The sequence below is a fragment of the Thermococcus indicus genome (genome assembly GCF_006274605.1).
Classification (GTDB): Archaea; Methanobacteriota_B; Thermococci; order Thermococcales; family Thermococcaceae; genus Thermococcus; species Thermococcus indicus.
Map to the genome: position 1 here is coordinate 1426692 of NZ_CP040846.1, position 24193 is coordinate 1450884.

The 24193-nt window shown below is 55.0% G+C and carries 26 protein-coding genes; 15 read left to right on the forward strand and 11 right to left on the reverse strand.

The features are described from left to right. The first annotated feature begins 34 nt into the window (after positions 1 to 34). The 3 genes from FH039_RS12155 to FH039_RS07880 are packed head-to-tail and all read left to right on the forward strand — an operon-like array spanning position 35 to position 1670. Positions 35 to 187, forward strand: coding sequence for a hypothetical protein (locus FH039_RS12155; protein WP_168188387.1), 153 nt, complete (start codon positions 35 to 37; stop codon positions 185 to 187). Continuing rightward, on the forward strand, positions 184 to 477 hold the full coding sequence (locus tag FH039_RS12410) for a PIN domain-containing protein (protein ID WP_139680871.1): 294 nt from the start codon (positions 184 to 186) through the stop codon (positions 475 to 477). The genes FH039_RS12155 and FH039_RS12410 overlap by 4 nt, the downstream gene beginning before the upstream one ends. Before the next feature lie 2 nt (positions 478 to 479). Next, the gene (locus FH039_RS07880) at positions 480 to 1670 is read left to right on the forward strand and encodes a molybdopterin molybdotransferase MoeA (RefSeq protein WP_139680872.1); all 1191 of its coding nucleotides are present in this window, start codon (positions 480 to 482) and stop codon (positions 1668 to 1670) included. 1 nt (position 1671) lies between these two features. Here FH039_RS07880 and FH039_RS07885 read toward each other — a convergent pair whose 3' ends face one another. From FH039_RS07885 to FH039_RS07895, 3 genes are all read right to left on the reverse strand, one after another. Beyond that, positions 1672 to 1887: a hypothetical protein gene (locus FH039_RS07885; protein ID WP_139680873.1), complete on the reverse strand. Its 216-nt coding sequence runs from the start codon at positions 1885 to 1887 to the stop codon at positions 1672 to 1674. A gap of 348 nt (positions 1888 to 2235) precedes the next feature. Continuing rightward, on the reverse strand, positions 2236 to 3330 hold the full coding sequence (locus FH039_RS07890; protein WP_139680874.1) for a DUF835 domain-containing protein: 1095 nt from the start codon (positions 3328 to 3330) through the stop codon (positions 2236 to 2238). Between the two features lie 253 nt (positions 3331 to 3583). Beyond that, on the reverse strand, positions 3584 to 3793 hold the full coding sequence (locus FH039_RS07895) for a hypothetical protein (RefSeq protein WP_139680875.1): 210 nt from the start codon (positions 3791 to 3793) through the stop codon (positions 3584 to 3586). A gap of 232 nt (positions 3794 to 4025) precedes the next feature. Here FH039_RS07895 and FH039_RS07900 point away from each other — a divergent pair, with 232 nt between their 5' ends. Next, positions 4026 to 5276 carry an HD domain-containing protein gene (locus FH039_RS07900; protein WP_139681748.1) on the forward strand — a complete coding sequence of 417 codons (1251 nt, stop codon included), beginning with the start codon at positions 4026 to 4028 and terminating at the stop codon, positions 5274 to 5276. Between the two features lie 21 nt (positions 5277 to 5297). On the opposite strand, the gene FH039_RS07905 is transcribed toward FH039_RS07900, so the two are convergent. Continuing rightward, the gene (locus FH039_RS07905; RefSeq protein ID WP_139680876.1) at positions 5298 to 6254 is read right to left on the reverse strand and encodes a transcriptional regulator; all 957 of its coding nucleotides are present in this window, start codon (positions 6252 to 6254) and stop codon (positions 5298 to 5300) included. A gap of 45 nt (positions 6255 to 6299) precedes the next feature. Here FH039_RS07905 and FH039_RS07910 point away from each other — a divergent pair, with 45 nt between their 5' ends. The 3 genes from FH039_RS07910 to tiaS are packed head-to-tail and all read left to right on the forward strand — an operon-like array spanning position 6300 to position 9559. Beyond that, positions 6300 to 6851 carry a GNAT family N-acetyltransferase gene (locus FH039_RS07910; protein ID WP_139680877.1) on the forward strand — a complete coding sequence of 184 codons (552 nt, stop codon included), beginning with the start codon at positions 6300 to 6302 and terminating at the stop codon, positions 6849 to 6851. 36 nt (positions 6852 to 6887) lie between these two features. Beyond that, positions 6888 to 8243 carry an alpha/beta hydrolase-fold protein gene (locus FH039_RS12160; protein WP_139680878.1) on the forward strand — a complete coding sequence of 452 codons (1356 nt, stop codon included), beginning with the start codon at positions 6888 to 6890 and terminating at the stop codon, positions 8241 to 8243. A 29-nt stretch (positions 8244 to 8272) separates the two neighbouring features. Further along, positions 8273 to 9559, forward strand: coding sequence for a tRNA(Ile2) 2-agmatinylcytidine synthetase TiaS (gene tiaS / locus FH039_RS07920; protein ID WP_139680879.1), 1287 nt, complete (start codon positions 8273 to 8275; stop codon positions 9557 to 9559). A 161-nt stretch (positions 9560 to 9720) separates the two neighbouring features. Here tiaS and FH039_RS07925 read toward each other — a convergent pair whose 3' ends face one another. The 3 genes from FH039_RS07925 to FH039_RS07930 form a co-directional block, all read right to left on the reverse strand. Next, on the reverse strand, positions 9721 to 10878 hold the full coding sequence (locus FH039_RS07925) for an ATP-binding protein (protein WP_139680880.1): 1158 nt from the start codon (positions 10876 to 10878) through the stop codon (positions 9721 to 9723). A gap of 86 nt (positions 10879 to 10964) precedes the next feature. Beyond that, entirely contained in the window at positions 10965 to 11129 is a 165-nt protein-coding gene (locus FH039_RS12165; protein WP_168188388.1) for a hypothetical protein, read from the reverse strand. Next, positions 11126 to 12136, reverse strand: a complete 1011-nt coding sequence (locus FH039_RS07930; RefSeq protein WP_139680881.1) for a deoxyhypusine synthase — start codon at positions 12134 to 12136, stop codon at positions 11126 to 11128. The genes FH039_RS12165 and FH039_RS07930 overlap by 4 nt, the downstream gene beginning before the upstream one ends. Before the next feature lie 70 nt (positions 12137 to 12206). Here FH039_RS07930 and FH039_RS07935 point away from each other — a divergent pair, with 70 nt between their 5' ends. The 6 genes from FH039_RS07935 to hepT are packed head-to-tail and all read left to right on the forward strand — an operon-like array spanning position 12207 to position 16234. After that, positions 12207 to 13013 (forward strand): SDR family oxidoreductase, encoded by an 807-nt coding sequence (locus FH039_RS07935; RefSeq protein ID WP_206206149.1) that lies wholly within the window; start codon positions 12207 to 12209, stop codon positions 13011 to 13013. A 23-nt stretch (positions 13014 to 13036) separates the two neighbouring features. Next, positions 13037 to 13669, forward strand: a complete 633-nt coding sequence (locus FH039_RS07940) for an isochorismatase family protein (RefSeq protein ID WP_139680882.1) — start codon at positions 13037 to 13039, stop codon at positions 13667 to 13669. Next, entirely contained in the window at positions 13651 to 14475 is an 825-nt protein-coding gene (locus FH039_RS07945) for an NAD(P)/FAD-dependent oxidoreductase (RefSeq protein WP_139680883.1), read from the forward strand. The genes FH039_RS07940 and FH039_RS07945 overlap by 19 nt, the downstream gene beginning before the upstream one ends. Further along, complete coding sequence (locus FH039_RS07950) at positions 14459 to 15406, forward strand: radical SAM protein (protein WP_139680884.1); 948 nt, start codon at positions 14459 to 14461, stop codon at positions 15404 to 15406. The genes FH039_RS07945 and FH039_RS07950 overlap by 17 nt, the downstream gene beginning before the upstream one ends. A 44-nt stretch (positions 15407 to 15450) precedes the next feature. Next, positions 15451 to 15864, forward strand: coding sequence for a nucleotidyltransferase domain-containing protein (locus tag FH039_RS07955; protein WP_139680885.1), 414 nt, complete (start codon positions 15451 to 15453; stop codon positions 15862 to 15864). Then, the gene (gene hepT / locus FH039_RS07960) at positions 15833 to 16234 is read left to right on the forward strand and encodes a type VII toxin-antitoxin system HepT family RNase toxin (RefSeq protein ID WP_139680886.1); all 402 of its coding nucleotides are present in this window, start codon (positions 15833 to 15835) and stop codon (positions 16232 to 16234) included. The genes FH039_RS07955 and hepT overlap by 32 nt, the downstream gene beginning before the upstream one ends. Here hepT and FH039_RS07965 read toward each other — a convergent pair. Together FH039_RS07965 and FH039_RS07970 are read right to left on the reverse strand one after the other, a co-directional pair. Next, positions 16228 to 17370: an amidohydrolase gene (locus FH039_RS07965; RefSeq protein ID WP_139681750.1), complete on the reverse strand. Its 1143-nt coding sequence runs from the start codon at positions 17368 to 17370 to the stop codon at positions 16228 to 16230. The two genes, hepT and FH039_RS07965, sit on opposite strands and share 7 nt — an antisense overlap. 118 nt (positions 17371 to 17488) lie before the next feature. After that, a complete protein-coding gene (locus tag FH039_RS07970) occupies positions 17489 to 18388 on the reverse strand; it encodes a M48 family metalloprotease (RefSeq protein WP_139680887.1) in 900 nt (299 codons plus the stop codon). 520 nt (positions 18389 to 18908) lie between these two features. On the opposite strand from FH039_RS07970, the gene FH039_RS07975 reads away from it, so the two are divergent. Then, complete coding sequence (locus FH039_RS07975) at positions 18909 to 20573, forward strand: ABC transporter ATP-binding protein (protein ID WP_139680888.1); 1665 nt, start codon at positions 18909 to 18911, stop codon at positions 20571 to 20573. 24 nt (positions 20574 to 20597) lie between these two features. Here FH039_RS07975 and FH039_RS07980 read toward each other — a convergent pair whose 3' ends face one another. Together FH039_RS07980 and thsB are read right to left on the reverse strand one after the other, a co-directional pair. Next, positions 20598 to 21476, reverse strand: a complete 879-nt coding sequence (locus FH039_RS07980) for a zinc metalloprotease HtpX (protein ID WP_139680889.1) — start codon at positions 21474 to 21476, stop codon at positions 20598 to 20600. A gap of 102 nt (positions 21477 to 21578) precedes the next feature. Continuing rightward, on the reverse strand, positions 21579 to 23231 hold the full coding sequence (thsB, locus tag FH039_RS07985) for a thermosome subunit beta (RefSeq protein ID WP_139680890.1): 1653 nt from the start codon (positions 23229 to 23231) through the stop codon (positions 21579 to 21581). 177 nt (positions 23232 to 23408) lie between these two features. On the opposite strand from thsB, the gene FH039_RS07990 reads away from it, so the two are divergent. After that, the gene (locus tag FH039_RS07990) at positions 23409 to 24077 is read left to right on the forward strand and encodes a Kae1-associated kinase Bud32 (protein ID WP_139681751.1); all 669 of its coding nucleotides are present in this window, start codon (positions 23409 to 23411) and stop codon (positions 24075 to 24077) included. Positions 24078 to 24193 lie beyond the last annotated feature (116 nt).

Below are 24193 nucleotides of genomic sequence, written 5' to 3' on the forward strand. Positions count from 1 at the left end.
CTTAAATCGTCCTTGGGTCTAAAAAGGTTGAGAGGTGACGGCTGTGGAGAACCTTAATGAGACAAAAGATGCCGCGGCGGAGCAAAAGGGTGGAAAGCTCAAAGGTATTAGGAAGTTCAGGGGGATTCTCGGAACATTTGATGAGAAAACTATACAGTGGGCCATTGAGGAGGCTGAGGAGATTTGAAGGACGTCGTTTTTATTGACACCTCCATCATAGTCGAGTACCTCCTGAACGGGCCGAAGGCAGATTTTGCGGAAATCGTTCTGAGCGGTTCTTCAACCAACGTGACCTCTACCATGGTTTATAGGGAATCTCAGGGAATAAGTGAACTCAAGACAATCATGAGAAAGTATCGCTTGATGCCCTCTGACGCTCAAATAGTCCTAACCTGCAGGAATTATGGCATTGAAAAAATAGCCACGTTTGATTCCGACTTCAAGAGGGTTGATTTTCTAAAAACAATGGGGGTTTGAAAATGAGGGAGTTCAAACGTCTAACTCCTTATCGTGAGGCATTAAAGATGCTTCTTAACGATTTGAAGGAGCTTAATGAGATCGAGGAAGTTCTCCTTTCCGAGGCCCTCGGCAGGGTTCTGGCCGAGGATATCGTTTCTCCCATAGACAGCCCTCCCTTTAATAGGTCGGCCGTGGACGGCTATGCTTTGAGGGCCGAGGACACGTTCCCTGCGAGGGAATACAGTCCGGTCGAGCTCAGGGTTATAGACGAGATAGTCGCCGGCGAGGAGAGTAAAGCCAAGGTGGAACCCGGAACGGCGGTAAAGCTCATGACCGGCTCAAAGATGCCTGAGGGAGCAAACGCCGTACTCATGCAGGAGATGGCGGAGCGAGATGGGGACATCATAAGGGTCCTTCGGCCTGTTGCTCCCGGACAAAACGTGGCCTTCGCCGGTGAGGACGTAAGGAAGGGAGAGATAATCCTGCGGAGGGGACAGATTTTAAGGCCCCAGGACCTGGCGTTGCTCAAAAGCGTGGGCTTCAAGACCGTTAGGGTCAAGAGAAAGCCCCACGTTGGGATAATCGTAACGGGGGACGAGCTGATAGAGGAGTTTGATGAGGACGCGCTGAAGGCAGGAAAGATTATGGAGAGCAACTCGATTATGCTCACGGGGCTGGTGCGGCAGTACTTTGGGCAACCGGTTTTCTACGGGGTCGTCCCCGATAAGGAAGAGGCTATCAAATCGGCGATAGAGACGGCAAGGGGAGAGTGCGACCTCGTTCTCGTCACCGGTGGTTCGGCGTTCGGCGACCGGGATTTTGCCCACCGCTTCGTTGAGCTGCTCTTTCACGGTACAACCATAAAGCCCGGCCGGCCGGTGGGCTACGGCGAGAGGGTCTTCATAATGAGTGGCTATCCGGTAGCGGTCTTCGCCCAGTTCCACCTGTACGTCAAACACGCCCTGGCGAAGCTGGTGGGGGCTAGGAACTACGAGGTCAGGGTTCGGGCAAGGCTCACCGAGCGCGTTTCGAGCCAGCTCGGGAGACACGAGTTCGTGAAGGTCTGGTATGAGAACGGAGAAGCCAGGCCAATCAAGAAGAAGGGTAGCGGCATAATAAGCTCGCTGGTGGAGAGCAACGGGTACATAGAAATCCCGGAGGACAGTGAGGGACATCTGGAAGGAGAAACAGTGGAAATCGTGCTCTACTGAGCTATGCCTCCTGGAGAAAAGACTCAAGATGGACGAACTTCAGAATGGCTCGGACGTCTTCAGGAATATCCTCAAGTCTGCGGGGGTCTGCGAGCATCTCAAATACCTCGATAACTTCCGTTGTTTTCCTCTCTCTTCTCTTCTTGGGTGAGTATCCCTGCCAGGGGGGATAGTGGCGAAGGAGCAGTTCCCATTTTTTTCTTCCGGATATCCTCATGCCCTCCCCCGGTCAACTTTAGCGTCCATCATAAATAAACTTTTTCTATTCGGATTTTGCATACTATGATTAATAGTTTGCAAAAATCGTAGAATTCCTATGGCCCGCCCGTAACTCCCGCCCTCATCGATGCCAGACGGCGGGCTCAGGCGGGCTAACCCAGGCGGGCCGTCTGTGCCCGGTCTGGGTTTCCCGCGGTCATCGCGCTCCGTAACGCGGAAGGCCCTCCCGCGGGGACCTCGCTGTAAGACCGGGCTGTGGCCCCCGCATCGCACTCTGGTTCATTCGTCCCCAGAGTCCTCGCGCGGGGGCATTAACACGTTGAAAAAGAGGGTATATAAAGCTGCCTCACTCCATAAGCCGTACAAGCTGGGAGTACCTTTGGGGGTCGAAGCTGGTCTTCTCAACAACCAGTATCAGGGTACCATTGTTGATGACAACAATGTCCCGCAGTTTCGAGAGAAATTTCATAAGGCTCTCCCAGGAGTTGTAAACCGCGAGGTATTCCGGGCAGTCAATAACAACAACGCCCCTGCCGCCGGAGGCGGAGACTTTCTCCATATAGCGGTAGGAGATTTCCACCATCTTGGCCAGATCAGTTGGGTTAAGCGTTTTGGCAGCCCTTTCAAAGGGAACCGTTGTCACGAAGTAGTATGTCCACGTCTCCGGAATGTCGGAGACATTGCGTATAAATGCAAGGACCGGGGAGTTCGCAAGGACGGATTTGAGCTGAATGTAGCTCTTCTGATCTATCACCATCACTCCAGGGCTCATGTCTATCTCCGATGGAACGCTTTTTGAAATGTTCTCAAAAGTGTCCATGTGCACTAGACGAAGCATGGCCCATGCCATCTCAACTATGAGGACCGTTGAGAGTGTGAACCCCACAGGCATGTACCAAGTATGGATACCCAAAATTGAGGCGGGAATCAGGTGAAGTCCAAAGAAGATAATGCCCATTGAAAGGTACTTCACGGCACTATGATAAATCTCCCTCACGTCCCACAGCAGAGTCCCCGCCCCAACGACGAAAACTCCGCTTATACCAAAAGAGGCGGCCACAGTGGCGGTCCACAGAGCGTTGTTCGTGTAGTAATATGTGGCGTACATATAAAACATGAACATAACCGGCATGAGTCCCATTTTTCCCAAGTTGCCGTGGCGTATTCCAAGGCTTTCCTCCCCCATAAACAGAACCGAGCCGTAGAACATCAATCCCGCAAATAGGGGCAGTGAGATCAATCCAACAACCTCAAGCCAGCCCACATCCTGGAAGGCACTGGCAAGGACAAAGATAAAATCGAATATCCACGCCAGGGAAAAGGCAAGTACCGACTTCCTGCGGGTTGAGAGGTACTTTTTAAATATCACCGTTGCGGCGGTTAAATCCGCCAGCATAACTATGGACGCCTCAACCACGAGGACCGTTTGGGTACCGTCCATTGGTTCACCCCATACCATATGTAACGTTCAAGCAGTCCCATTTGAAGGAGTTCAAAGGAGACACCCTGGCCACGCCTCCCCTTCTCAAACCCGGCGGCGGATCGCGACGGGTCACGACAGTTTGAAGATGTCCTTATTCCTAGGACACATTCTGCAGCCATCGCCACTATTCCTGGTGAGGAAATGCGGTATCGTCCACTCGATGAGCCGTGTGCGTTTCTGTTCGATGCCCGATCTCCGGTAAAAACGAACCCTATTTCTGCAGTATCTGGACACGACCCAGGGCTGCCCCCGGGTTCAGAAGGCCTTCAGAGACTTCGATTGAACTCCTGTCGGAGATTTCTTTAAGATTTTGGGTCGCCATACCATGTAGTTTTTTCCAGTACAGGGTATGTCCAGTAGTGAGCTCAGGAATGTTCAAAGGGCCAGCGTAAACTCCCTCCAGCAAGCTCATACAGTCCATGGCATAATAATAGGCGCCGATGTATAAAAACCTTCCCTATAACAACCCAGCCGAGATCGCATTTTTCCCGTGGAAAACTTGCCCCGGGGGGTGGGAAAGGACCAGGCACGCGGGATGAAAGGCCATAACCCCGAAAAACCCCGGACATTCCCTTTCCGCTATTTCACCGTGCCATTGTCACAATGCCGAAAATTTATTTAAGCCTGTTCTCAAATTTTCAGCGGTGATAGCGATGAATGGGAAAATTATTCACGACGGTATCCACGGCAGCATGAAGCTCACAGGGCTCATTCTTGACCTCGTCAAAACCCCCGAGTTCCAGCGTCTCAGGAATATAAGACAGCTCGGCCTCGCGTACCTCGTTTACCCTGGTGCCAACCACTCTCGCTTTGAACACTCCCTCGGCGCGTGGAGCATAGCCCGAAGACTCGCCGCGGAAGTTGGACTGAGCGAGGATGAAAGTATGCTCCTCCAGGTCGGGGCTCTCCTTCACGACATCGGGCACGGGCCCTTCAGCCACACGTTCGAGAGCATATACAAGCACTACGTTAAAGAGCACGACCATATGCGGCTCGGACAGGATATAGTTCTCGGCAAGATCAACATAACCGAGAGCGAGAACGGCGGCAGGATTCCAGAGATAATTGAGGATTACGGCTATGACTTCGAACCGGCGGACGTGGCGAACCTCATCCTCGGCAAACACGAAAAGCGCTACCTCGGCCAGATGCTGCACGGCGATGTGGACGTTGATCAGCTCGACTACCTGGTCAGGGACGCGCACTACACCGGCGTCGCCCACGGCATAATCGACCTGGAGAGGCTCATGAAGGTCCTCCGGATTCACGACGGCGAGCTCGTTGTCGATGAGAAGGGCATCGAGGCAGTTGAGGGCATGATGGTAGCAAGATCCCTCATGTACTCCCGCGTTTACTTCCACCACACCGTGAAGATAGCGGAGGGAATGCTCACCCGGGCCCTGGAGTTCGCCCTGGAGGAGGGCCACCTCTGGGACTTCTGGAAGATGACCGACTGCCGCGTTCTTGTGGAGCTGGAGGATCTCGAGGGCTTCCCCGCGGAGATGGTGCGGCGCGTGAAGTACAGGGAGCTTTACAAGGCCGCAGTTCTGGCAAACGCCGACGAACTGAGCACCGAGGAGAAGAGGGAGCTGCTGACGGCGTACAGGAACGTCAAAAGGAGGCAGGAGATAGAGAGGGCACTCGCAGATGAGGTTGGTGCGAGGGAAGGGGAGGTGATCCTGGAGTTCAGCATAGCGGACCTCATGCTCAGCGAGCCGAGGCTTAAGGCAACGGAGATAAACGTTCTCCTGGACGACGGAGGGATACAGCCGCTGACCCGGGTTACGCCCCTGGCCAACGCCCTGAAGAGGCGTCAGACGCCGCGCTGGGCCGTCCTCATAGCGTCACCGGGGGAGTACGTACCCAAACTGCGGGAGACCTGGAGAAAGGTGCTGTTCAGCTGAAGGGGAACAGCCGGAACGCGATCAGCCGAAGAGCCCCTTCTTTATCTCCTTCTTCAGCTCCTCTATGAGGTCTATGAGCTCGTCGGCGTCCCTCACCTCGTCGAGGCTGTCCTTCGGGATAAGGGGGACCTCCCCAACGACCTCGGTCCTGGTCTTCTCGAGTATGAAGACACCGTCGCTGTTTATTATCCTGCCAACCTCCGCCACCATCTCGGCGCGCTTGACTGTGGAGCGGGTCTTGCGCTCGTCTATGCCCGTCAGGATCCTGAACTCCTCCTCCCTCGACACAGCGTTGAATGGGGCCTTCTTGACCTTGACAACGCCGAGGCCCAGTTCCTTGAGGCGGTCGAATATCTCCCTCTCAAGCGGTGTCTCGGGGGTAACGTCGAGGTTGGCCTCAACGGTCGAGTGGAGAACGTCGATGGGCTCCGCCAGGGGCTCGTCGAAGAGCTCCTCAAGTCGTATGGCGACCTCGAGTGAGACCGCCTGCTCACCGCGTTCGTAGTTGGTGAGGCTCTTTCTGGAGACGCCGAGGAGCTGCGCCAGCTCGTTTATTGAGTATCCGTACTTCTCCCTCAGTTTCCTCAAGAGGCCGCCGTTTATCCTCACGTAAAAGCCGCCGCGCTCGGCAAATATGGCCGGCATCTCGTTCTCGACGAGGACGTCGTAGAGGGTCTCGGGCCGTAGGGCGTAGATCCCAAACCTCTCGTAAACGACGCCCTCCTCAAGCTCGGCGTTTTTCGTCTTTAGGCCGACGATCAGGGGCGAAGCCTTGAAGAAGCGGGCCAGTCTCTTTAAATCCTCCGCCTGCTCCCCGGTGACGGCATCTATGTTGGTGGCCACCTTTATGAAGAGCAGGAGGAATAACCTGCTCGCCACTATGTCAAAGCACGAGCCCTTAAACTCCATACGCGCCGTTTTATACCCCGTGCCCCTGAGTATCGCCTCAACCGTCCGTATGAGCCTTTCCCTGTCCATCACCCTTAAATACGCAAACGGCTTATATAAAGTTAAGGTGTCGCTATGAGGCCGATCATACTCAGGGGAAGCCTCGTGTCGATAGGCATGCTTCTGAAGGACGACCTGCGGCAGGTCTGGCTCTGGTACAACGACCGCGACGTCAGGAAGTACCTCTCCTTCCCGGAGGAGATATTCTTCTACGAGGATGAGCTGGAGTGGTACGAGGCTCTGAGGCGGGAAAAGAAGCACGAGAAGGTATTCGCAATCATAGAGAACTCCTCGCGCTCCCTCGTTGGACTTGTGGGGCTGCACAGAATAGACCACCACAACGGGCGCGCCGAGCTTGGCTACTTCCTGGCCAGAAGGCACTGGGGCCACGGCTATGCCAGCGAGGCTGTAGAGCTCGCCCTTGACTACGCCTTTGAGTGGCTCAACCTGCGGAAGGTCTATGCCCACGTCTTCGAGACAAACATTGCATCGATAAGGGTTCTTGAGAAGAACGGCTTCACCCTCGCGGGCCGCTGGAGGAAGCACCAGTACGTCCCGGGGGAGGGCTTCGTTGATGTGCTGATGTACGAGAGGTTCAGGGAGACGAAAAAACCAGACGGACGGTAAACTGGTACGCTCCATTTCTCACCTGGGGTGATTCGTATGGTAAAAAACATCCCAACCATACCTATCATTGTGCTGCTCGCGGGAATGCTCGTCCTCTCCGCTGGATGTCTCAACGGCGGCGGAGCCACGCAGACGACCTCAGGACAGTCCAACGAAAGCACCACCCTCCAGGCCAGTGAGACGACCGATTCTCCCCAGAGCACCCCGATGCCAACTAGCTCCATTTCAACGACGGGAACAGCGAGCACCGAAGTACTCGAAGGGGACAATGAAACGACCTCCACCGCTACGGGAACCCCCAATGTGGTCACGGTCACGTTCATCGTCTCGGTTCCTAACTACACTCCGGAAAACGACTCGATTTATATCGCAGGTGACTTCAACGGCTGGAATCCGGGTGATGAAAACTACAGGCTCAGAAAGCGCGACGACGGGAGGTGGGAGATAACGCTGGAGTTCAGGGAAGGAACCGGGATCGAGTTCAAGTTCACCCGCGGCTCGTGGGAGACCGTTGAGAAGGGCAGAAACGGTGAAGAGATTTCGAACAGACACTTCACGTTCAAGGAAAACGGAATCTACGAGTTCACGGTTTATCACTGGCGCGATTACGTGGAGGAGGTAGGGGTCGGCACGCACACGATAGTCGGGAACGTGACGACTTTCAAGATGTTCATGCCCCAGCTCAACAGGACGAGGAGGATATGGGTCTATCTGCCGCCCGACTACGGGAAAAGCGACAGAAGATACCCCGTCCTCTACATGCACGACGGCCAGAACCTCTTTGACCAGGCGACCTCCTTCGCCGGCGAATGGAATGTGGACGAGACCCTGGAGAAACTCTTTCGGGAGAGAAACTTCTCCGTCATAGTGGTCGGCATAGACAACGGCGGTGAGAGGAGGATAGACGAGTACTCGCCGTGGAGGAACGAGGCCTACGAAGGGGGCGGGGAGGGAGACGCCTACGTCCGCTTCATCGTCGAAACTCTCAAGCCGTACATCGACTCCCATTACAGAACCCTCCCGAACGAGACAGGGATAATGGGCTCCTCCCTCGGGGGGCTCATCTCGATCTACGCCGGCTTCGCCTACCCGGAGACCTTCCGCTACGTTGGGGCTATGAGTTCAGCCTTCTGGTTCAACCCGGAGATCTATGACTTCGTGAGGAACGCCCCGGAAGGCCCGGAAAAGATCTACATCGACTGGGGGACCCTTGAGGGAAGCGACCCGAGCGAAATGGTGGAGACCAACAGGAGGATGGTGGAGGTATTGAGGGAGAAGGGCTACATTGAGGACGAAAACCTCCTCGTCATCGAGGATAAAGGTGCAGGGCACAACGAGTACTACTGGTCGAGGCGCTTTCCGGACGCGGTGCTCTGGCTCTTCGGCGGTTGATTTTTAAACCCATTCCCATTTCTTCAACCATGCTCCTTCACATCGGCATCGATGACACCGACTCGCCCAACGGCATGTGCACCACCTACCTCGGCGCGCTCCTCTACCGCGAGCTGTCCCGGATAGCGGAGCCCATCGACCTGCCGAGGCTGATAAGGCTCAACCCAAACATCCCGTACAAAACGAGGGGCAACGGAGCGGTCGCGATGACCTTTGAGGTCGATGAGGAGTTTATTCCAGAAATCAAAAACACGGTTCTCTTTTACGTGAACCAGCTGGCAGATTTCACCCACGAGAACACCAACCCCGGCGTTGTCTTCTTCGAAGGCGAAATCCCCGAAAAACTGACCGAGTTCTCACTCAGGGCGTTGAGGGAGCACGTCACCATAGAGGAAGCCGAGGAAGTTGCAAGGCAAGTTGGAGCCGAGGTCTTCAAGTTCAAGCTCGGTCGCGGAATAATCGGCGCGCTCGCTTCAATCGGCTACCCCCTCGAGCGCTTCACTTACGAGCTGTTGGCCTACAGGGAGCCTGAAAACTGGGGGACGCCGAGGAGAGTCGATGGGGAGAGCGTCTTTTTAGCTGACGGGTGGAGTTATCCATTCACCTACGACAACGTTGACCCATACAAGAGAACAGTTCTGATAACGCCCCACGGCAAGGACCCTGTCCTCGTTGGAATCCGCGGGATCGATGCCGGGAAGGTCCTCCGGACCTTCGAGCGGGTTGAGTTTGAGGAACCTGTCGCTTTCTACCAGCTCTACAAGACCAACCAGAACACCGACGACCACCTAACGCCGAAGAAAATCAACGAGCTGAGGCTCTACGACAGTGCGGTTGTCAGAGGTAAAGTAGCCGGCCCCTACTGGGAGCGCGGGAGGCACGTTTTCTTCGAGCTGGAGGACGAGACCGGGAAAATTAGAGTGGCAGCCTTTGAACCCACCAAAAAGTTCCGTAACTATGTGAGGAAGCTCCTGCCGGGCGATGAGATTATCGCGGCGGGAGGAGTTAAGGAGCACGAGGGCGTTTTAACGCTCAACCTTGAGAAGTTCTACCCGGTCAAACTCGTCCCCAAAATCGAGTATCAGAAGCCCAAGTGTCCGCGCTGTGGAGGGACGATGAAGAGCAAGGGTGATTACCTCAGGTGCAAGCGCTGCGGTTATAGAATGCCGAAGAAGATCATCCCGGTCGAAGTCCCGCGAGAGCTGGAGAGGAAAATCTACGAAGTGCCACCAGACGCGAGGAAGCACCTGTCGAGACCGCTGGTGCTGCCGGGCGGGGAGGAGAGGATTTTGGAGCTTGTGAGCGAAAGGGTTTAAATTGATAATTGCGATTATCATAATCGCAGTTATCATCCCCGATGCGGGAGTTCCAATTTTATTTGAGGGGCGCTGAAGGGAAAGGGGCTGAAGGCTATCTCGTCCTGCTAAACTCCTCAGACTGATTCAGAAAAGGGACGTTGAGGGGATAAGGGAGTTCGCTAAGTAAGGGAGTAGAGGAACCCCGGAATCTCGGAGCCCTTCAGAACCCTGACGTCCCTCAGATAGCGTCCCTTCCTTTCCCCCGACTTGACCTCGACCTTCAGGTTTCCTGCTATCGCATCAACCTCGTAGGAGTTCCGGTAGTAGTAAACCTCGCCGAACTTCCGGTAGAGGTGCTCCTGGACGAGCCATTCGTAGAGAACAGCCTTATCAACCCCCCTCCTCGTCCACAGCTCCATCGCCCTCGCGAGGAGCTGGTCGCGGAGAATCAGTTTTCGTTCCTTCCTCGGATAGACCTTTCCGTCGCCACCGAGGTAGAGAACCTGCAGGAGAACGTGGAACGCCTCGAAGAGCTCGATGTAATCCCTCGCCGTGTGAGGGGAAACGCCGACGGCCTTCGCCACTGCGTTGAAGGAAGTTGGAGAGGGGGCTTTATCAAGCACAGCCCCCACAACGTCCCTCGCGAGGTCGGTGGAGCGGTCTAAAGCTTTCAAATCCGCCTTCAGGAAGCCCACCAGCTCCTCGACCTTCAGCGTTCCGTTGAGGTATGCGAGGTAGCCGCCGGTTTCGAGGTATCGCTCAAAAACCTCCTCGCCCTTTGAGGGAAAGAACTCGTCGTGGAAGAGCCGGTAATAATCGCGGAAGCTCAGGGGCATTACCTCGACGGTCTTTCCCTTTCCCCTCCTGCCCCCGAAGGTCTCGAAGTGCCGTCCAACCGTCAGGGAAATCGAGCCCGTTACGGTAACGACGTCGCCCCTTAGCTCGCCCCTGTCTATGAGGAATTTCAAAGCACGCCACCAGTCATCAACCAGGCTGACCTCGTCGAGGAACACGAAGGCAGTTTTTATGCCTTTCCGCCTCTTCAGTTTGAGGTAGTCGTTGAGGACCTCCAAAAGCTCCCTGTAGTCCTCGAGGACGTCGCAGCTGAAATAAAAGACCGCATAGGGACTATCGACCCGTTTGAGGAGCTCCCTGATAAGGAGCTTTATCCCGAGCGTTTTCCCGACCCGCCTTGGTCCAACGACGAAGTTGAGGGCGAAAGGCTCCGTTGAAAGCTCGTCGAGCCACCTCGGCCTAATCCTGTAGGTGAGCTTTTCAAAGAGCTCCCAGTCCCTGTCCGGCTCGTTAAACCACCATGGGTTTTGCATTTCAAGCATGTGCAGTTATAGTGCAAAGATATTTATAAAGATTTTGCACTCGGACTGCAAAGGTATTTAAAAAGAGTTTGCAGTGGAGGTGCAAACTATTGGGGAAACCAGAACTCGAGGGCGTACCCGTTGAGCTCCTCGGGCGATGCCTCCCCGAACACGCCCATGTAGTCCTCAATCGGGAGATTCTTCCTCCGCTTTCTGGAACTCAGGATCAAATAAACCCGCAGAGCTCTAAGCTTCAACTTTCTGAGTCTCACCCCTTCATCACCTTCCACACCAGCATGGGGAAGACCAGCGTCGCGTCGGCCCAAATCTCAACGTAGTCAGCCTTAGCCCTTATCTTGCCCCAGCTGACACCTTCGCTCGGCGGTGCACCGCTCAGCGAGCCGTCCCATGGAATAGCCGTCGTGATGTAAATCGCGTAGTCGGTTCCTCCGCGGAAGAGGTTGGCGTTGATTATCGCGTGCTTTGGCAGGGAGCCTCCGAGAATTATCGAGGCGGTCTCTTTAGCCGTAACGGCTAGATTGTTGAGCTTGACTATATCGTTGGCGATGTCTATAATGAGTTCCCTGTCCCCGCGCTCCTCCTTGAAGAAGTAGAGCATGTCCCCTATCGAGCCGTCGGTTATGGCGGGACAGAATATCGGGACGTTCCTCTTGTAGGCCCAGTAGATTACCGAGCGCTCCTTCTCTTTGCCGAGCTTCTCGTCCATGTAGCGGCCCATCTCGTGGATGAACTCGCTCGCCGTCAGGGGCTTTCCGGTTTTTCGCTCCATCTCAAGGACCCGCTCGAAGAAGGGAATCATGTACTTCTCGAACTCGATGTAGCGGTCGTTGGGCACGAAGATGTTGCCGATTCTATTGATTCCCTTCTCGCGCATTAAAGCGTCATTAACCTGCCAGTCGCCGAGGATAAATGGCTTCAGGGCCTTTATGAAGTCCTCCTCGATTCCGCCAGCGGTGGTTACGATGACGTCCACCTTGCCCTCTTTGACGAGCCACGCGATTATCTCCCTCAGCCCGGAGGAGATTATGTTGGAGGTGTAGCCAAGGAAAACTCTAACCTCCTCGCCGCTGGCGCGCTTCTCCTCTACCTTCTGCCAGATCTCTATCGCCCTTCCGAGGTGCGTCGCCTGAAAGCCTATGCGCTCGTAATAATCGAGAACCTCCTCAAGACTCGAAACCTCGTCGGGCCAGGGCCCCTCGATTGGAAGGCCCTCGACCTCCTGGCTCTCCTTAAGCACTATATCCTTCGGCTCGGTCATGGTTGGCACTTCGAGGGTGGACGTATAAAGTTTTGGGAAGGTTTTTATCCCTCCCTGCGTAGCTCCAATCATGAGGGTGGAGATAGACCTGAACGGCATCGGCGTCATCGTCACGGCATCATCGCGGGGCATAGGGTTCAACGTTGCAAAGGAGCTGTTGAAGAGGAACGCGAGAGTTGTTATAAGCTCCAGGAGTGAGGAGAATCTGAAGAAGGCCCTGGAAGAGCTTTCGGGCTACGGCGAGGTTTATTCCGTTAGAACCAACCTCTTCGACCAGCGCGATCTGGAGAACCTCGTCAAGGAGGGATGGGAGCTCCTCGGTGGAATCGACGCCCTCGTCTGGAACGCCGGCAACGTCCGCTGTGAACCCTGCCTCCTCCACGAGGCTGGTTATATAGACTGGATTGAGGCCTCTGCTCTTCATACGGTCGCTCCGGGTTATTTAACGACGCTCCTTGTCCAGACGTGGCTTGAAAGAAAAAAGAAGGGCACGTTGATTTACCTCAACTCCGTCTCGATAAAGGAGCCGATGCCGCCGCTGGCTCTGGCAGATGTAACGCGGGCGGGTCTGGTTCAGCTCGCCAGGAGCGTTTCGAGAACATACGGAAAGCGCGGGATAAGGGCCTACAGCGTTCTGCTCGGAAGCTTCGATACACCCGGTGCACGGGAGAACCTCAAAGCCGTCGCCGAGGCGAGGGGAGAACCCTTTGAGGAGACCTGGGAGCGGGAAGTGCTTGGAAGAACGCCCCTCCACAGGACGGGAAGATGGAGCGAACTCGGTTCGCTGGTGGCTTTTCTCCTGAGCGAAGAGGCGGAGTACATGCTCGGCTCAACAGTTGTGATAGACGGGGCAATGACGAGGGGGATAGACATTTAAGCCCCCCATTCCTTTCCAGAACCATGAAGGAGGACTACTTCACCCGGGGATTCATAGCCGAGATGAGGGAGCGGTATTTCAGGCCGAGGAAGTGGGAGAAGGTCAGGCCGTTCCGGAAGTCGGCGGTTCTGGCGATAGACCTTCAGAGATACTTTCTCACGCCGGAGAGCAGGGCGTTCCTGCCTTCCGCGCCTCGATTCGTTCCGGGGCTGGTGGAGTTTTACAGGGAGGTGGAGAAGCTTGGCGTTCCGCTAATCTTCACCCGCCACTCCCACCAGGACGACATCATGACCCGCTGGTGGGGCGGAGACATGCCGAAGAACGACCCGCTAAACGAACTTCTTGAAGAGTTCAAGCCCTTTGCCGGAACAGTCATCGAGAAGAGAACCTACGACGCCTTCCACGGCACTAACCTTGAGGGAAAGCTCAGAAAGCTCGGCATCGAGACGGTAGTCATCACCGGCGTCATGACGCACCTCTGCTGTGAAACAACAGCCAGGGAGGCCTTCGTGCGGGGCTTCAACGTCGTCTTTCCGGTTGACGGGACGCTGACCCAGAACAGGTTTTTCCACGAGGCAACGCTTAGAAACCTCTCCCACGGCTTCGCGGTTACGCCAACGCTGGAGGAGGTGCTCGAATGGCTCTCGTCGGGATAATCGGGGCCGGGATCGGAGGCATAGCGACGGCCGTCCAGCTGGCGCGCTACGGGATAGAGAGCGTAATCTTCGAGAAGGATAGAATCGGGGGACTGATAAGGAACGCCTACTCCGTCGAGAACACGATGTTCTTCCCCGACGGAATCAAGGGTGAGAAAGTTGTTGAAATCCTCGAGGAGTACGTGAGGAAGTACGACCTGAAAATCCTCTACGAGAAAGTCAGAGCCGTGAGAAAGACCGGCCAGTTCTTTGAAGTCCAAACGGATAAAGGAACTTACCGCTTCAAGTACCTGGTCGTTGCGACGGGGACGAGGCCGAGGAGGCTTCCCTTCGAGGGGATAATCTACCACGTCGCTGAAGTCCCGAGGCGGCACTATGGGCGAGTTCTCATCATTGGCGGCGGCGATGTGGCCTTTGACTACGCCTTAACAATGAGCGAGACCAGCGACGAAGTGATAATCCTCATGAGGAGCGAGCCGAAGGCTCTGCCCCACCTCCAGGAACTCGTGAAGAAACGCTCAAACATCAGGACGCTGATGGGACAGGTTCGGGAAATACAGCCCACAAACGGAAAGGGAAAGCTTTTAGCTAAAACCAGCGCTGGCGACTTTGAGGTTGAGATGGTGCTCGGTGCCATCGGCAGGGTGCCGAACATCGAACTGGTTGAGGGCATCGAGGACGATAACCTTTTCCTCGTTGGGGACGTTAAGAACGGAATCTACCGCCAGACGGCCCTGGCGATAGCGGACGGAATCAAAACCGCGATGGTGATATGGAGGAGGGAGAGGTATGGAGATACTGAGTGAGGTTGGCGACCCCAACGTTGCGGTGGTTTACATCGGGAGAACCTTCAAGGGGAACATCGTCGAGTTCGTCGAATCGATTCCGACCTACAATCCGGCCGAGAAGTGGGTGCTCATCGTCTCATCGCTCAACGGCTGTCCGGTCGGCTGCAAGATGTGCGACGCCGGCTTCTTCTACAAGGGAAGGCTGAGCCTTGATGAACTGATGGAGCAGATAGAGTATCCAATCCAGAGGCGCTGGAACGGGAAGCCGAAAACCAGGAAGTTCAAGGTGCAGTTCGCGAGGATGGGCGAGCCGAGCTTCAACATGGCCGTCATAGAGGCAATGCGGCTTTTGGGTGAGCGCTACGAGAACTTCCATCCCTCGCTCTCGACGATAGCCCCGATAGGAACCAACAAGTTCTTTGAGAGGCTCCTCGAACTCAAGAAGGAGATGTTCCCGACCAACTTCCAGCTCCAGTTCTCGATACACTCCACGAATCCGGAGCAGAGGGACGAGATAATCCCGGTCAGGAAGTGGGACTTCGAGAAAATCGCGGAGTACGGCAAAGCCTTCTACGACGAGGGCGGCAAGAAGATTACGCTAAACTTCGCCCTCGCGAGGGAGAATGAGGCCGATGCAAACGTTATAGCCGAGTACTTCCCGAAGGAGTACTTCCTCATCAAGATAACGCCCCTCAACCCGACGGTGAGCGCTCTGAAGAACAGGCTAACCAACGACGTTGACCTCGAAACTGGCCTTCCGATGAAGCACAAGAAGTTCGTGGACGACCTGAGGAGGCTCGGCTACGACGTCATTATCTCCGTCGGCGACACGAGGGAGAACCTCATCGGCTCGAACTGCGGCCAGTACATCCTCAGGTTCCTGAAAGAGAGGCCGGAGCTTAGGGAGGCCTACACCTTCGCGAGGGGCTTTGAGTTTAGGGTGAGCTGACGAAAGGCTTATCTTATTCTTTCCCCATTACCTCTGGTGGTTCGATGAGCCTCATGGCACAGCTCCGCGGGGACTTCAGGAAGTTCAAAGACTCCTGCATGGGGATCCTTCTCTACGGCTCCCACGTCAAGGGGGAAGCCACAAGCAGAAGCGACGTTGACGTCTGCCTCGTGAAGCCAAAGCCCGGTGTATACCGGGAAGTCCTCAAAAAGCTCGGGGGAAAATACGATGTTAAGGTCTTTGAGGAGCTCCCACTTTACGTTCAGATTGAGGTAATCAAAAATCACAAGGTTATATACGGCGACGAGCTTGAGCTATCGGAGTATTTCTACCACTTCCGAAAGCTGTGGAGGGACATGGAGCACAGGATAAAGGAGAACCAGTTCGAGAGCGTAAGGGAGAAGATAAGACTCAGGAGGCGTGCCCATGAGAAGGCGGAGGTACTTAGAGAAGCTTGAGCGGTTTGAAGAGGAATACGAGTTCATAAAAAACCATGAGATGAAGGACGAAGTTACCCAGAGAGCCCTCCTTTACTCTCTCCAGCTCTGCGTGGACATCGCAATGGATGTCGTTGCAATGCTCGTTAAGGACTTGGGAATGACAGTCGAAGACGATTACACAAACATCGAACGGCTCAGGAAGGCGAAGGTTATCCCCAAAGATGAAGCCGAACTTTTGAGAGCCTACAACGGACTTAGAAATGCCATTGTTCACAAGTACGACAGGCTCAACCTCGATACTGTGAAGGAGGGCCTCGATAGAATTGACGAGCTATACGAGATCGTTATAAAGCTCGTGGAAAAGTATGAAAAGCTGGAAGGTCAGTAATCCGCCTCGTGAATAAGCTCTCCCTCCGCGAAGACGTGCGTCGGGTAGTTCTCAAGGTTAAACGGATCGCCGTTCCAGACGACAAGCGAGGCCCACTTGTCCTTCTCTATGCTTCCGAGCCTGTCGTCAACGCCGAGGATTTTCGCGTTGTTGTAGGTTATGATCTTTATCGCCTCTTCCTTGCTCATGCCGAGCCTTATGAAGTGCCTGAGCTGGAGGTAGAGGTTCGCCTGGAGCGTGACCGGGTGGTCGCTCATCAGTCCAAAGAGAGGCCTGACCTCGAGTAAATACCTCGCGTTCTTCCAGTCCTCGTGCTTCAGCTCGACCTTGTAGGGGTGGGCGTCGAAGGGGCCGTAGATTACCGGAACGCCCTCACGCTTTATCTTCTCGAAGGTCTCCCTGCTGTGGACGTCGCCGGCGTGCTCGATGGTAATCTTCAGCCCGAACTTCCTCTTTATCATGAGGAGCGCCGCGATGTCGTCTTCCTTGTGGACGTGGACGCGGAGTGGGACTTCGCCCTTGAGGACTGGTATGAGCGCCTCAACGGTAGGTTCGACCTCCTCTGGGTCCTTCTTGCCCTTCTCAAGGAGCGCTATAGTGTTCCTGGTCTTTATGAGCCAGTTGAGGAGTATCCCTATCGCCCCCATCCTCGTGCTCGGCCTGGTCCCCTTCCAATCCTTCGTCGAGCGCGGATTGTAGCCGAAGGCCACTTTAACTCCCGCGTACTGGATGAAGGCATCCTCTATGTCCCTGCCGTAGTTCCTTATGAAAACCGCCTTTCCGCCGATGATGTTCCCGCTCCCCGGGAGGACGGACGAGTACAGGACGCCGAACTCTATCGAGTGCTTGAAGGCCTTGTCGTCCATGTAGATGGAGTAGAGAGCATCCACGAGCGGTAGAACCGCGTCCATCTGTTCGTTTGCTTCCCCTTCCTGATAAGGCTCTCCGTAGCGTTCCATTCCTATGTGACTGTGGCCGTCTATGAAGGCCGGCGTTACGACGCCCTCGGCTATTATTTCCGCTTCCTTCGGCTTTTCCTTCGTTACGTCCATGATATTCCCGTCAAAGACCACATAGACGTCTTTCAAAACGTTGCCTAAGCCGTCGTAGAGAAGGGTTGCCTTTACAGCTTTCATGCCCATCACCGCTCAGAGATATGCACTAACGTTTAAATGTCTGTCGATACCAGGATTATCGAATTAAACAATTGCATAGTTACTGAATTAAAGAAGCCAGAGCGGGCGGAAAAGGAAATCAGTACGGGAACTCGACGCCCATGTCCCTCGCTATCTCCCTGAGGTGGGCTATCCTCTCCCCGGTCGGCGGGTGGGTTGCGAAGAGCCTGGAAACTTTATCGCCCTCGAAGTGGTTCACTATGAAGAGGTGAGCCAGTCCTGGGTTGCCGAGGGGCTTTTTCTTCTTGGCCTTAGCTTCCTCTTGGAGCTTTTTAACCGCCTCGTCGAGCTTGAGCAGGGCACTTGCCAAGGCCCAGGGCTTGCCGCTGAGCCTAGCGCCGCCCTCATCAGCGGCAAATTCCCTCCGCCTGCTTATCGCCGAGCGGATTATTATGGCCGCTATCGGGGCGGTTATGGCGATGAGGAGGGCGTATATAAAGCGGTCGAGGCTGAGGTCGCCGAAGATGGCCTTGAAGAAGGCCAGGTACTTGGTTATGTAGGCTATGTAGACAACCGCCCCTGCCAACGCTCCAGCAATCGTTCCAACGAGTATGTCGTGGTTCTTCACGTGGGTAAGCTCGTGGCCGAGAACGCCCTCGAGCTCATCTCTATCAAGAAGCTCCATTATTCCGGTGGTGACGGTGACGAGGGCGTGCTTTGCGTTTCTGCCAGTGGCGAAGGCGTTCGGCGTTGGGTCGTCTATTATGGCAATCCTCGGCATCGGGAGGCCCGCTTCCCTGCTGAGCTTCTCGACTATCTCGTAGAGCTCTGGGGCCTCTTCCCTGCTCACTATTCTCGCCTTCATCATCTTAACCACGAGCTTGTCGCTGTACCAGAAGGAGAGGAAGCTCATGCCAACGGCGAACCAGAACATATAGGTCATCCATCTGGCGCCGCCGAGAAGGTAGCCCATGGCCATTAGAAGGCCCGTGAGAAGGGCTATCATGAAAGTTGTCCTTAGGAACAGCATTAACTTCACTTAACTTCACCTTCTGCTTTATACCTCGGCGGGTACCTTTAGAAACCTTTCGGTCGCTTCAAACGAACCATAAATTGAGGTGAAAAGAACCTCAGAAGTAGATTCCCATCTCCTCGGCTAGGATCCAGTGGTAACTGAAAAAACAGTGTGTTCTGGGCAGCTTCCTGTGGCGATCGCTGGGCACTAGATCCTCTATTATCCCTATCTTTGGCATCGAGAGATGGCTTTGGCTGTCCTTTGATTGGTTGTCTTCCTTTCACTGGCTTCTTTCTTATGTAGAGCCAATACTCATCACGATTTTTAACCTTTGCCTTGGCCATCAAATTAACCACCACATTTTCTCTTGTTTTTTCTTTGCTTTCATTTATGACAAATTATGATCAAACCATTAGTTTACAACAATAATTTTACGAAAACATTAAGTTTATTCTTATTGAACAGTAATATGCTGGAGATTATCAAAAATCACATCGCAACGTGGGATATGAAGTCCTTCATAAAAACTTAGGTGGGATGTTAATTGAATAATAACGTCCGCAGGGTTCTCCAGATTGGACTCGCACACAAGCATTACATGGCCCTCCTCATAATCCTGGGGGCAATCTCAACGCTTCTCTCGGCGATGGTGCCCTTCTACCTCAGGGACCTTCTCGCAAACCTTGAAAGACTGGGCACACGGGAAATCCTTGAGTACATCGGGATAATCGTCCTCCTTTACACGGCCTCCACAATTGTTTACCTCTACTCTGGCTTCGTGAGCAACTTTGCCGAGACCAAAGCCGCTGCCTGGCTAAAGAGGAAGCTATTCATCTCAACGCTCCTGGCTGAAGACCTCGACACCGGCGATGCCCTCTCTCGCATCCAGTCTGACACGGAGATAGTTGGCAGGATGGGCATGTCCCTGATTCCGGCGGTCATCATCGAAGCCTTCTCGCTCCTCGTTTCCATCATCGTCGTCTTCAGGCTGAACTTCTACCTCGGCACCATTACGCTTCTCACCCTCCCCGTCTATGGTCTCTCGCTCAGGGCCTTTATCCACGGTCTCAAAACCGCCTCGGCCGAGGAGAGAAAGAGGTACTCAGAGACGGTTGAGTACTTCAAGGGGGGCCTCGACGGCAGGCTCGATGCAAAGTCCCTGGATGCCTTCAGTTACCTGGTGGAGAGGGTTTCGAGGAAGCTAGACGAGTGGGTTGAGGCCTCGAAGAGGGTTGCATTCTACAGCAGCGCCAACTACGGCCTGCAGTCGTACCTTTCGACGATTCTCCCGCTCCTTATCCTACTCTCCGGCGTCGTCCTCGTCAAAAATGATATGGCGACACTCTCATCTTCTGTGGCCGTTTTCTCGTACCTTGGCAGGGTTTACTACCCGGTTGAGCGCTTTGCCTTCTTCTGGAGTAGCTACCATCGCGCGGTTCCGGTTATAGAGAGAATATGGGATATCATCGAGCGGGAGATTCCAAAGCGGGAGAGGCCGGCCTGCCTCCCGGACTCTCACGAAGTCAAGCTGAGGAACGTCTCCTTGTCCTACAGGGATTCGAGAGTCCTCGAAGGAATCAACGGGAAAATCCCCGAGGGCGGAAAGCTCGGGATAGTCGGGCCCTCAGGCGTTGGAAAAACAACGCTCGCCTTAATCCTCGCCGGAGTCGTCGAGCCGGAGGACGGGGAGGTGAGCGTTGGTAACTGCCCCCCGTCTGCCCTGCTCGGCGACTCCCTTATATACGTTCCCTCTCACCCATACCTCTTCACCGGAACCCTGCGCGAGAACCTGACGCTTGGAAAGGAAATCCCTGACTGGAGGCTCAGGGAATTGCTCGGGGCTGTGGAGCTCAGCGATTTTGACCTCGACTACGTGATTGAAGAGGGTGGTAAGAACCTCTCGCTGGGACAGAGGCAGAGGATTGGTCTCGCCAGGGCTCTGGCACGAAACCCGAGGATTCTAATCCTCGACGAGGCCACCTCGGGTATGGACTCAGAAAGGGAGGCAAGGATCCTGAAAAGGCTCCTGGAGAGCGAGATGACTTTAATCATAATCTCTCACAGGCTCTCAACGGTCAGAGAAATGAAGGAGATATGGGTTCTTGACAATGGTCGGATTGTCTGCAGGGGCAGGCACGAGGAGTTGTTTGGGAACTGCAGACGCTACCGTGAGCTGTTTAGGGAGCAAGAAAAAGCAACCAAACCATAAAAGATGAATAGAGACTACAAGAAATCAGAAGGTGGGAGAGTAGCCCATCTCCTCGGCGATCTTCCTGAGCCTCTCTATCCTCGCCTCGGTCGGCGGGTGTGTGGAGAAGAGGTTGGCTATGCTCATGCCCCGGAAGGGGTTGACGATGAACATGTGCGCAGTGGCAGGATTGCCGTTCCTCATGGGCCTGTAGCGGACGGCCTGCTCTATCTTCATCAGTGCGCTAGCTAAAGCCCAGGGCTTGCCGCTTATCTTCGCCCCGCCTTCATCGGCCAGGAATTCCCTCGACCTGCTCACGGCCGCCTGTATGAGCATCGCCGCTATCGGGGCGAGGACGGCTATGAGTATCGCAGTCAGAACGTTTCCGGCATCGTCTTCATCCCTGCCGAAGCCGCCGAATATGGCTATCCACCTGGCCCAGTAGGCGAGCTGGACTATCGCTCCGGCCATTGCAGCGGCAAAGGTTCCGATGAGCATGTCCCGGTTCTTTATGTGGGTCAGCTCGTGGCCTATAACACCCTCCAGCTCATCCCTGTCAAGGATTCTGAGCAGACCCGTGGTCACAGCGACGACAGCATGCCTCGGGTCTCTGCCGGTTGCAAAGGCGTTGGGCGTCTCGCTTGGGATTATCGCAACCCTCGGCATCGGCAAGCCGGCATTCTCGGCGAGCTTTCTGACTACCGCGTAGAGCTCCGGTGCTTCGTTCTCATCAACTATCCTCGCGCGGTACCAGCTCAGGACGATTCTATCGCTGTACCAGTAGGTTATGAAGTTGAACGCCATCGAGAACAGGAACATCAGGAAAGCCACGTTGGGGCCTCCGAAGACGTAGCCGATGGCCATCAGTAACCCGGTCAGCACGGCCATCAGCAGACCCGTTCTGAACCACAGACCAAGCCCCATTCTCTCACCTCCGGTGAACTCTCACTCCCATAAGGATAGATGGATTCCAAAATAAAACCTTGTTGGTACAAGATTGAGTATAAGGAAAGAGAATAGAGGGCATCACATGCCCATGTCCATGCCGCCCATACCGCCCATACCGCCGGGCATTCCACCCTGGCCGCCTTCGGGCTTGCTTATCTTGGCGGCGATGACGTCGTCGATCCTGAGGATCATTATGGCAGCCTCGCTGGCGCTCTTGATGGCCTGCTTCTTGACGCGGAGCGGCTCGATGATGCCCTTGGCGAGCATGTCGGCCGGCTCTCCCTCAAAGATGTCGATGCCTATGGCCCTGCCCCTGTTCTTGTGCTCGCTGATGACCTTGACGAGCATCTCGACGGTGTCGAGACCGGCGTTCTCGGCGAGGGTCTTCGGGATTATCCTGAGGGCCTCGGCGAAGTTCTCGATGGCAAGCGCCTCCTTGCCGCCAACCTGCTTGGCGTACTCGTCGAGCTTGATGCTGAGCTCTATCTCGCCAGCACCTCCGGCCGGAAGGACGTAGCCATCTTCCATGACGTCCTTGACAACCTTGATGGCGTCCTCAAGGGCGCGCTCAACCTCGTCGATGACGTGCTCGGTGCCGCCGCGGATGAGTATGGTGACGGCCTTCGGGTTCTTGCAGCCCTCGACGAAGATCATGCTCTCGCCGGCAATCTTGCGCTCCTCAACGAGGTCGGCGTGGCCGAGGTCCTCGGCGGTGAGGTCCTTAACGTTGGTAACGACCTTAGCACCGGTGGCTTTCGCGAGCTTCTCCATGTCGCTCTTCTTGACGCGCCTGACGGCGAGGATGCCGTACTTGGCGAGGTAGTGCTGGGCGAGGTCGTCGATACCCTTCTGGACGAAGAGAACGTTCGCACCGGTGGCGGCTATCTGATCGACCATCTCTTTGAGCATCTTCTCCTCCTGCTCGATGAACTGGAAGAGCTGATCCGGGCTGGTGATGTTTATCTTGGCGTCGGTTTCAGTCTTCTTGACCTCGAGGGCCTCGTTTATGAGCGCGATCTTGGCGCCCTCGATCCTGGTCGGCATCCTCGGGTGGACGCGCTCCTTGTCGATGACGACACCCCTTATCAGCTCGCTCTCCTCGACGCTCTCGCCGGCCTTCTTCTCGATCTTGATGTTGTCGATGTCCACGGCGAACTTTCCGTCCTTCTTCTCGGCGACCTGCCTGACGGCGTCAACTGCGAGCCTCGCGAAGAGCTCCTTGTGGCTCTCGGCGTTCTTGCCGGTGATCGAGGTCATGGCTATCCTCATGAGGGTCTCTTCGTCGTCCGGGGTGACCTCTATGGCGATGTCCTCGAGTATCTCCTGGGCCTTCTCGGCGGCCATGGTGTAACCCTTAACGATGATGCTGGGGTGGATGTTCTGGTCGAGGAGCTCCTCAGCCTTCCTGAGAAGCTCGCCAGCGATGACAACGGCGGTAGTGGTTCCATCACCGGCCTCCTTGTCCTGGGTCTTGGCAACCTCAACCATCATCTTGGCGGCCGGGTGCTGAAGGTCTATCCTGTCGAGAATCGTGGCTCCATCGTTGGTGACAACAACGTCACCGAGGCTGTCGACGAGCATCTTGTCCATGCCCTTCGGGCCGAGGGTCGTTCTAACAGTCTCCGCGATTATCCTCGCGGCGAGAATGTTGAGCCTCTGAGCATCCCTACCAACGTACCTCTGGGTTCCCTCAGGCAGAATAACAACCGGCTGTCCGCTAAGCTGTGCCATTTGACATTCCTCCTATCAAATTGCTTTTTGCAGAAACGCTTCGTCAGCACTGCATATAAGTTTTTGGGTCAAAAATTTCAATTAACGCGATAAATTTTGGAAAAATGACAAAAATTTCTCCTAGAAATGGGGGAAAGGCCTAAAACCCCAGCGCACAACTGGGAGCGGGTGGATGAGGTGAGGATGATAAAGCAGGGCGCGGAGGCCAAGATATACATCTCCGAATTCGGCGAGTATTTCGGGGCGGAACTCATTCCCGGCGAAACGGTAATCGCCAAGCACAGGATTCCAAAGCGCTACCGCATAAGGGAGATCGATGAGAAGCTGAGGAAGGAGAGAACGGTTAGAGAGGCGAGGGTTCTTCACCGGGCCAAAGAGTTCGGTGTGAACTGTCCCCACGTTTACGAGGTCAATCTGAGGGACATGGTAATTGCGATGGAGTTCATCGGCGGGGAGAGGCTGAAGGAGCACCTTGAGGAGGTCCCGATGGAGGAGCGCCTAAAGCTTTGCCGCGAGATTGGAAGGCAGATTGGAAGGCTCCACGAGGCAGGTATAGTGCACGGCGATCTAACGACCTCCAACATGATACTCCGGGAGGGAAAGGTTTACCTGATAGATTTTGGCTTAGCGGACTTTGACTCTACCCTGGAGGCCCAGGGCGTCGATCTACACCTCCTAAAGCGGGCCATGGAGAGCACGCACTACACATGGTTCGAGAGGGGCTTTGAAGCCGTTCTAGAAGGCTACGCCGATGTCAGGGGTGGGGAGAAGGCCGAAGAGGTCAGGGCGAAGATAGAGGAAATCGAGAGCAGGGGAAGGTACAAGGAGCGTAGTTGGATGGGATGACTCACCACCGGCTGTTCTACATATTTTAGACGCCCAGCAAGCCAAGAACGCGCCTGAGCAACAAAACAAGATGATGGATATCAGAGAAAAATGAGGGCTGAAATCAAAAGGTAGAA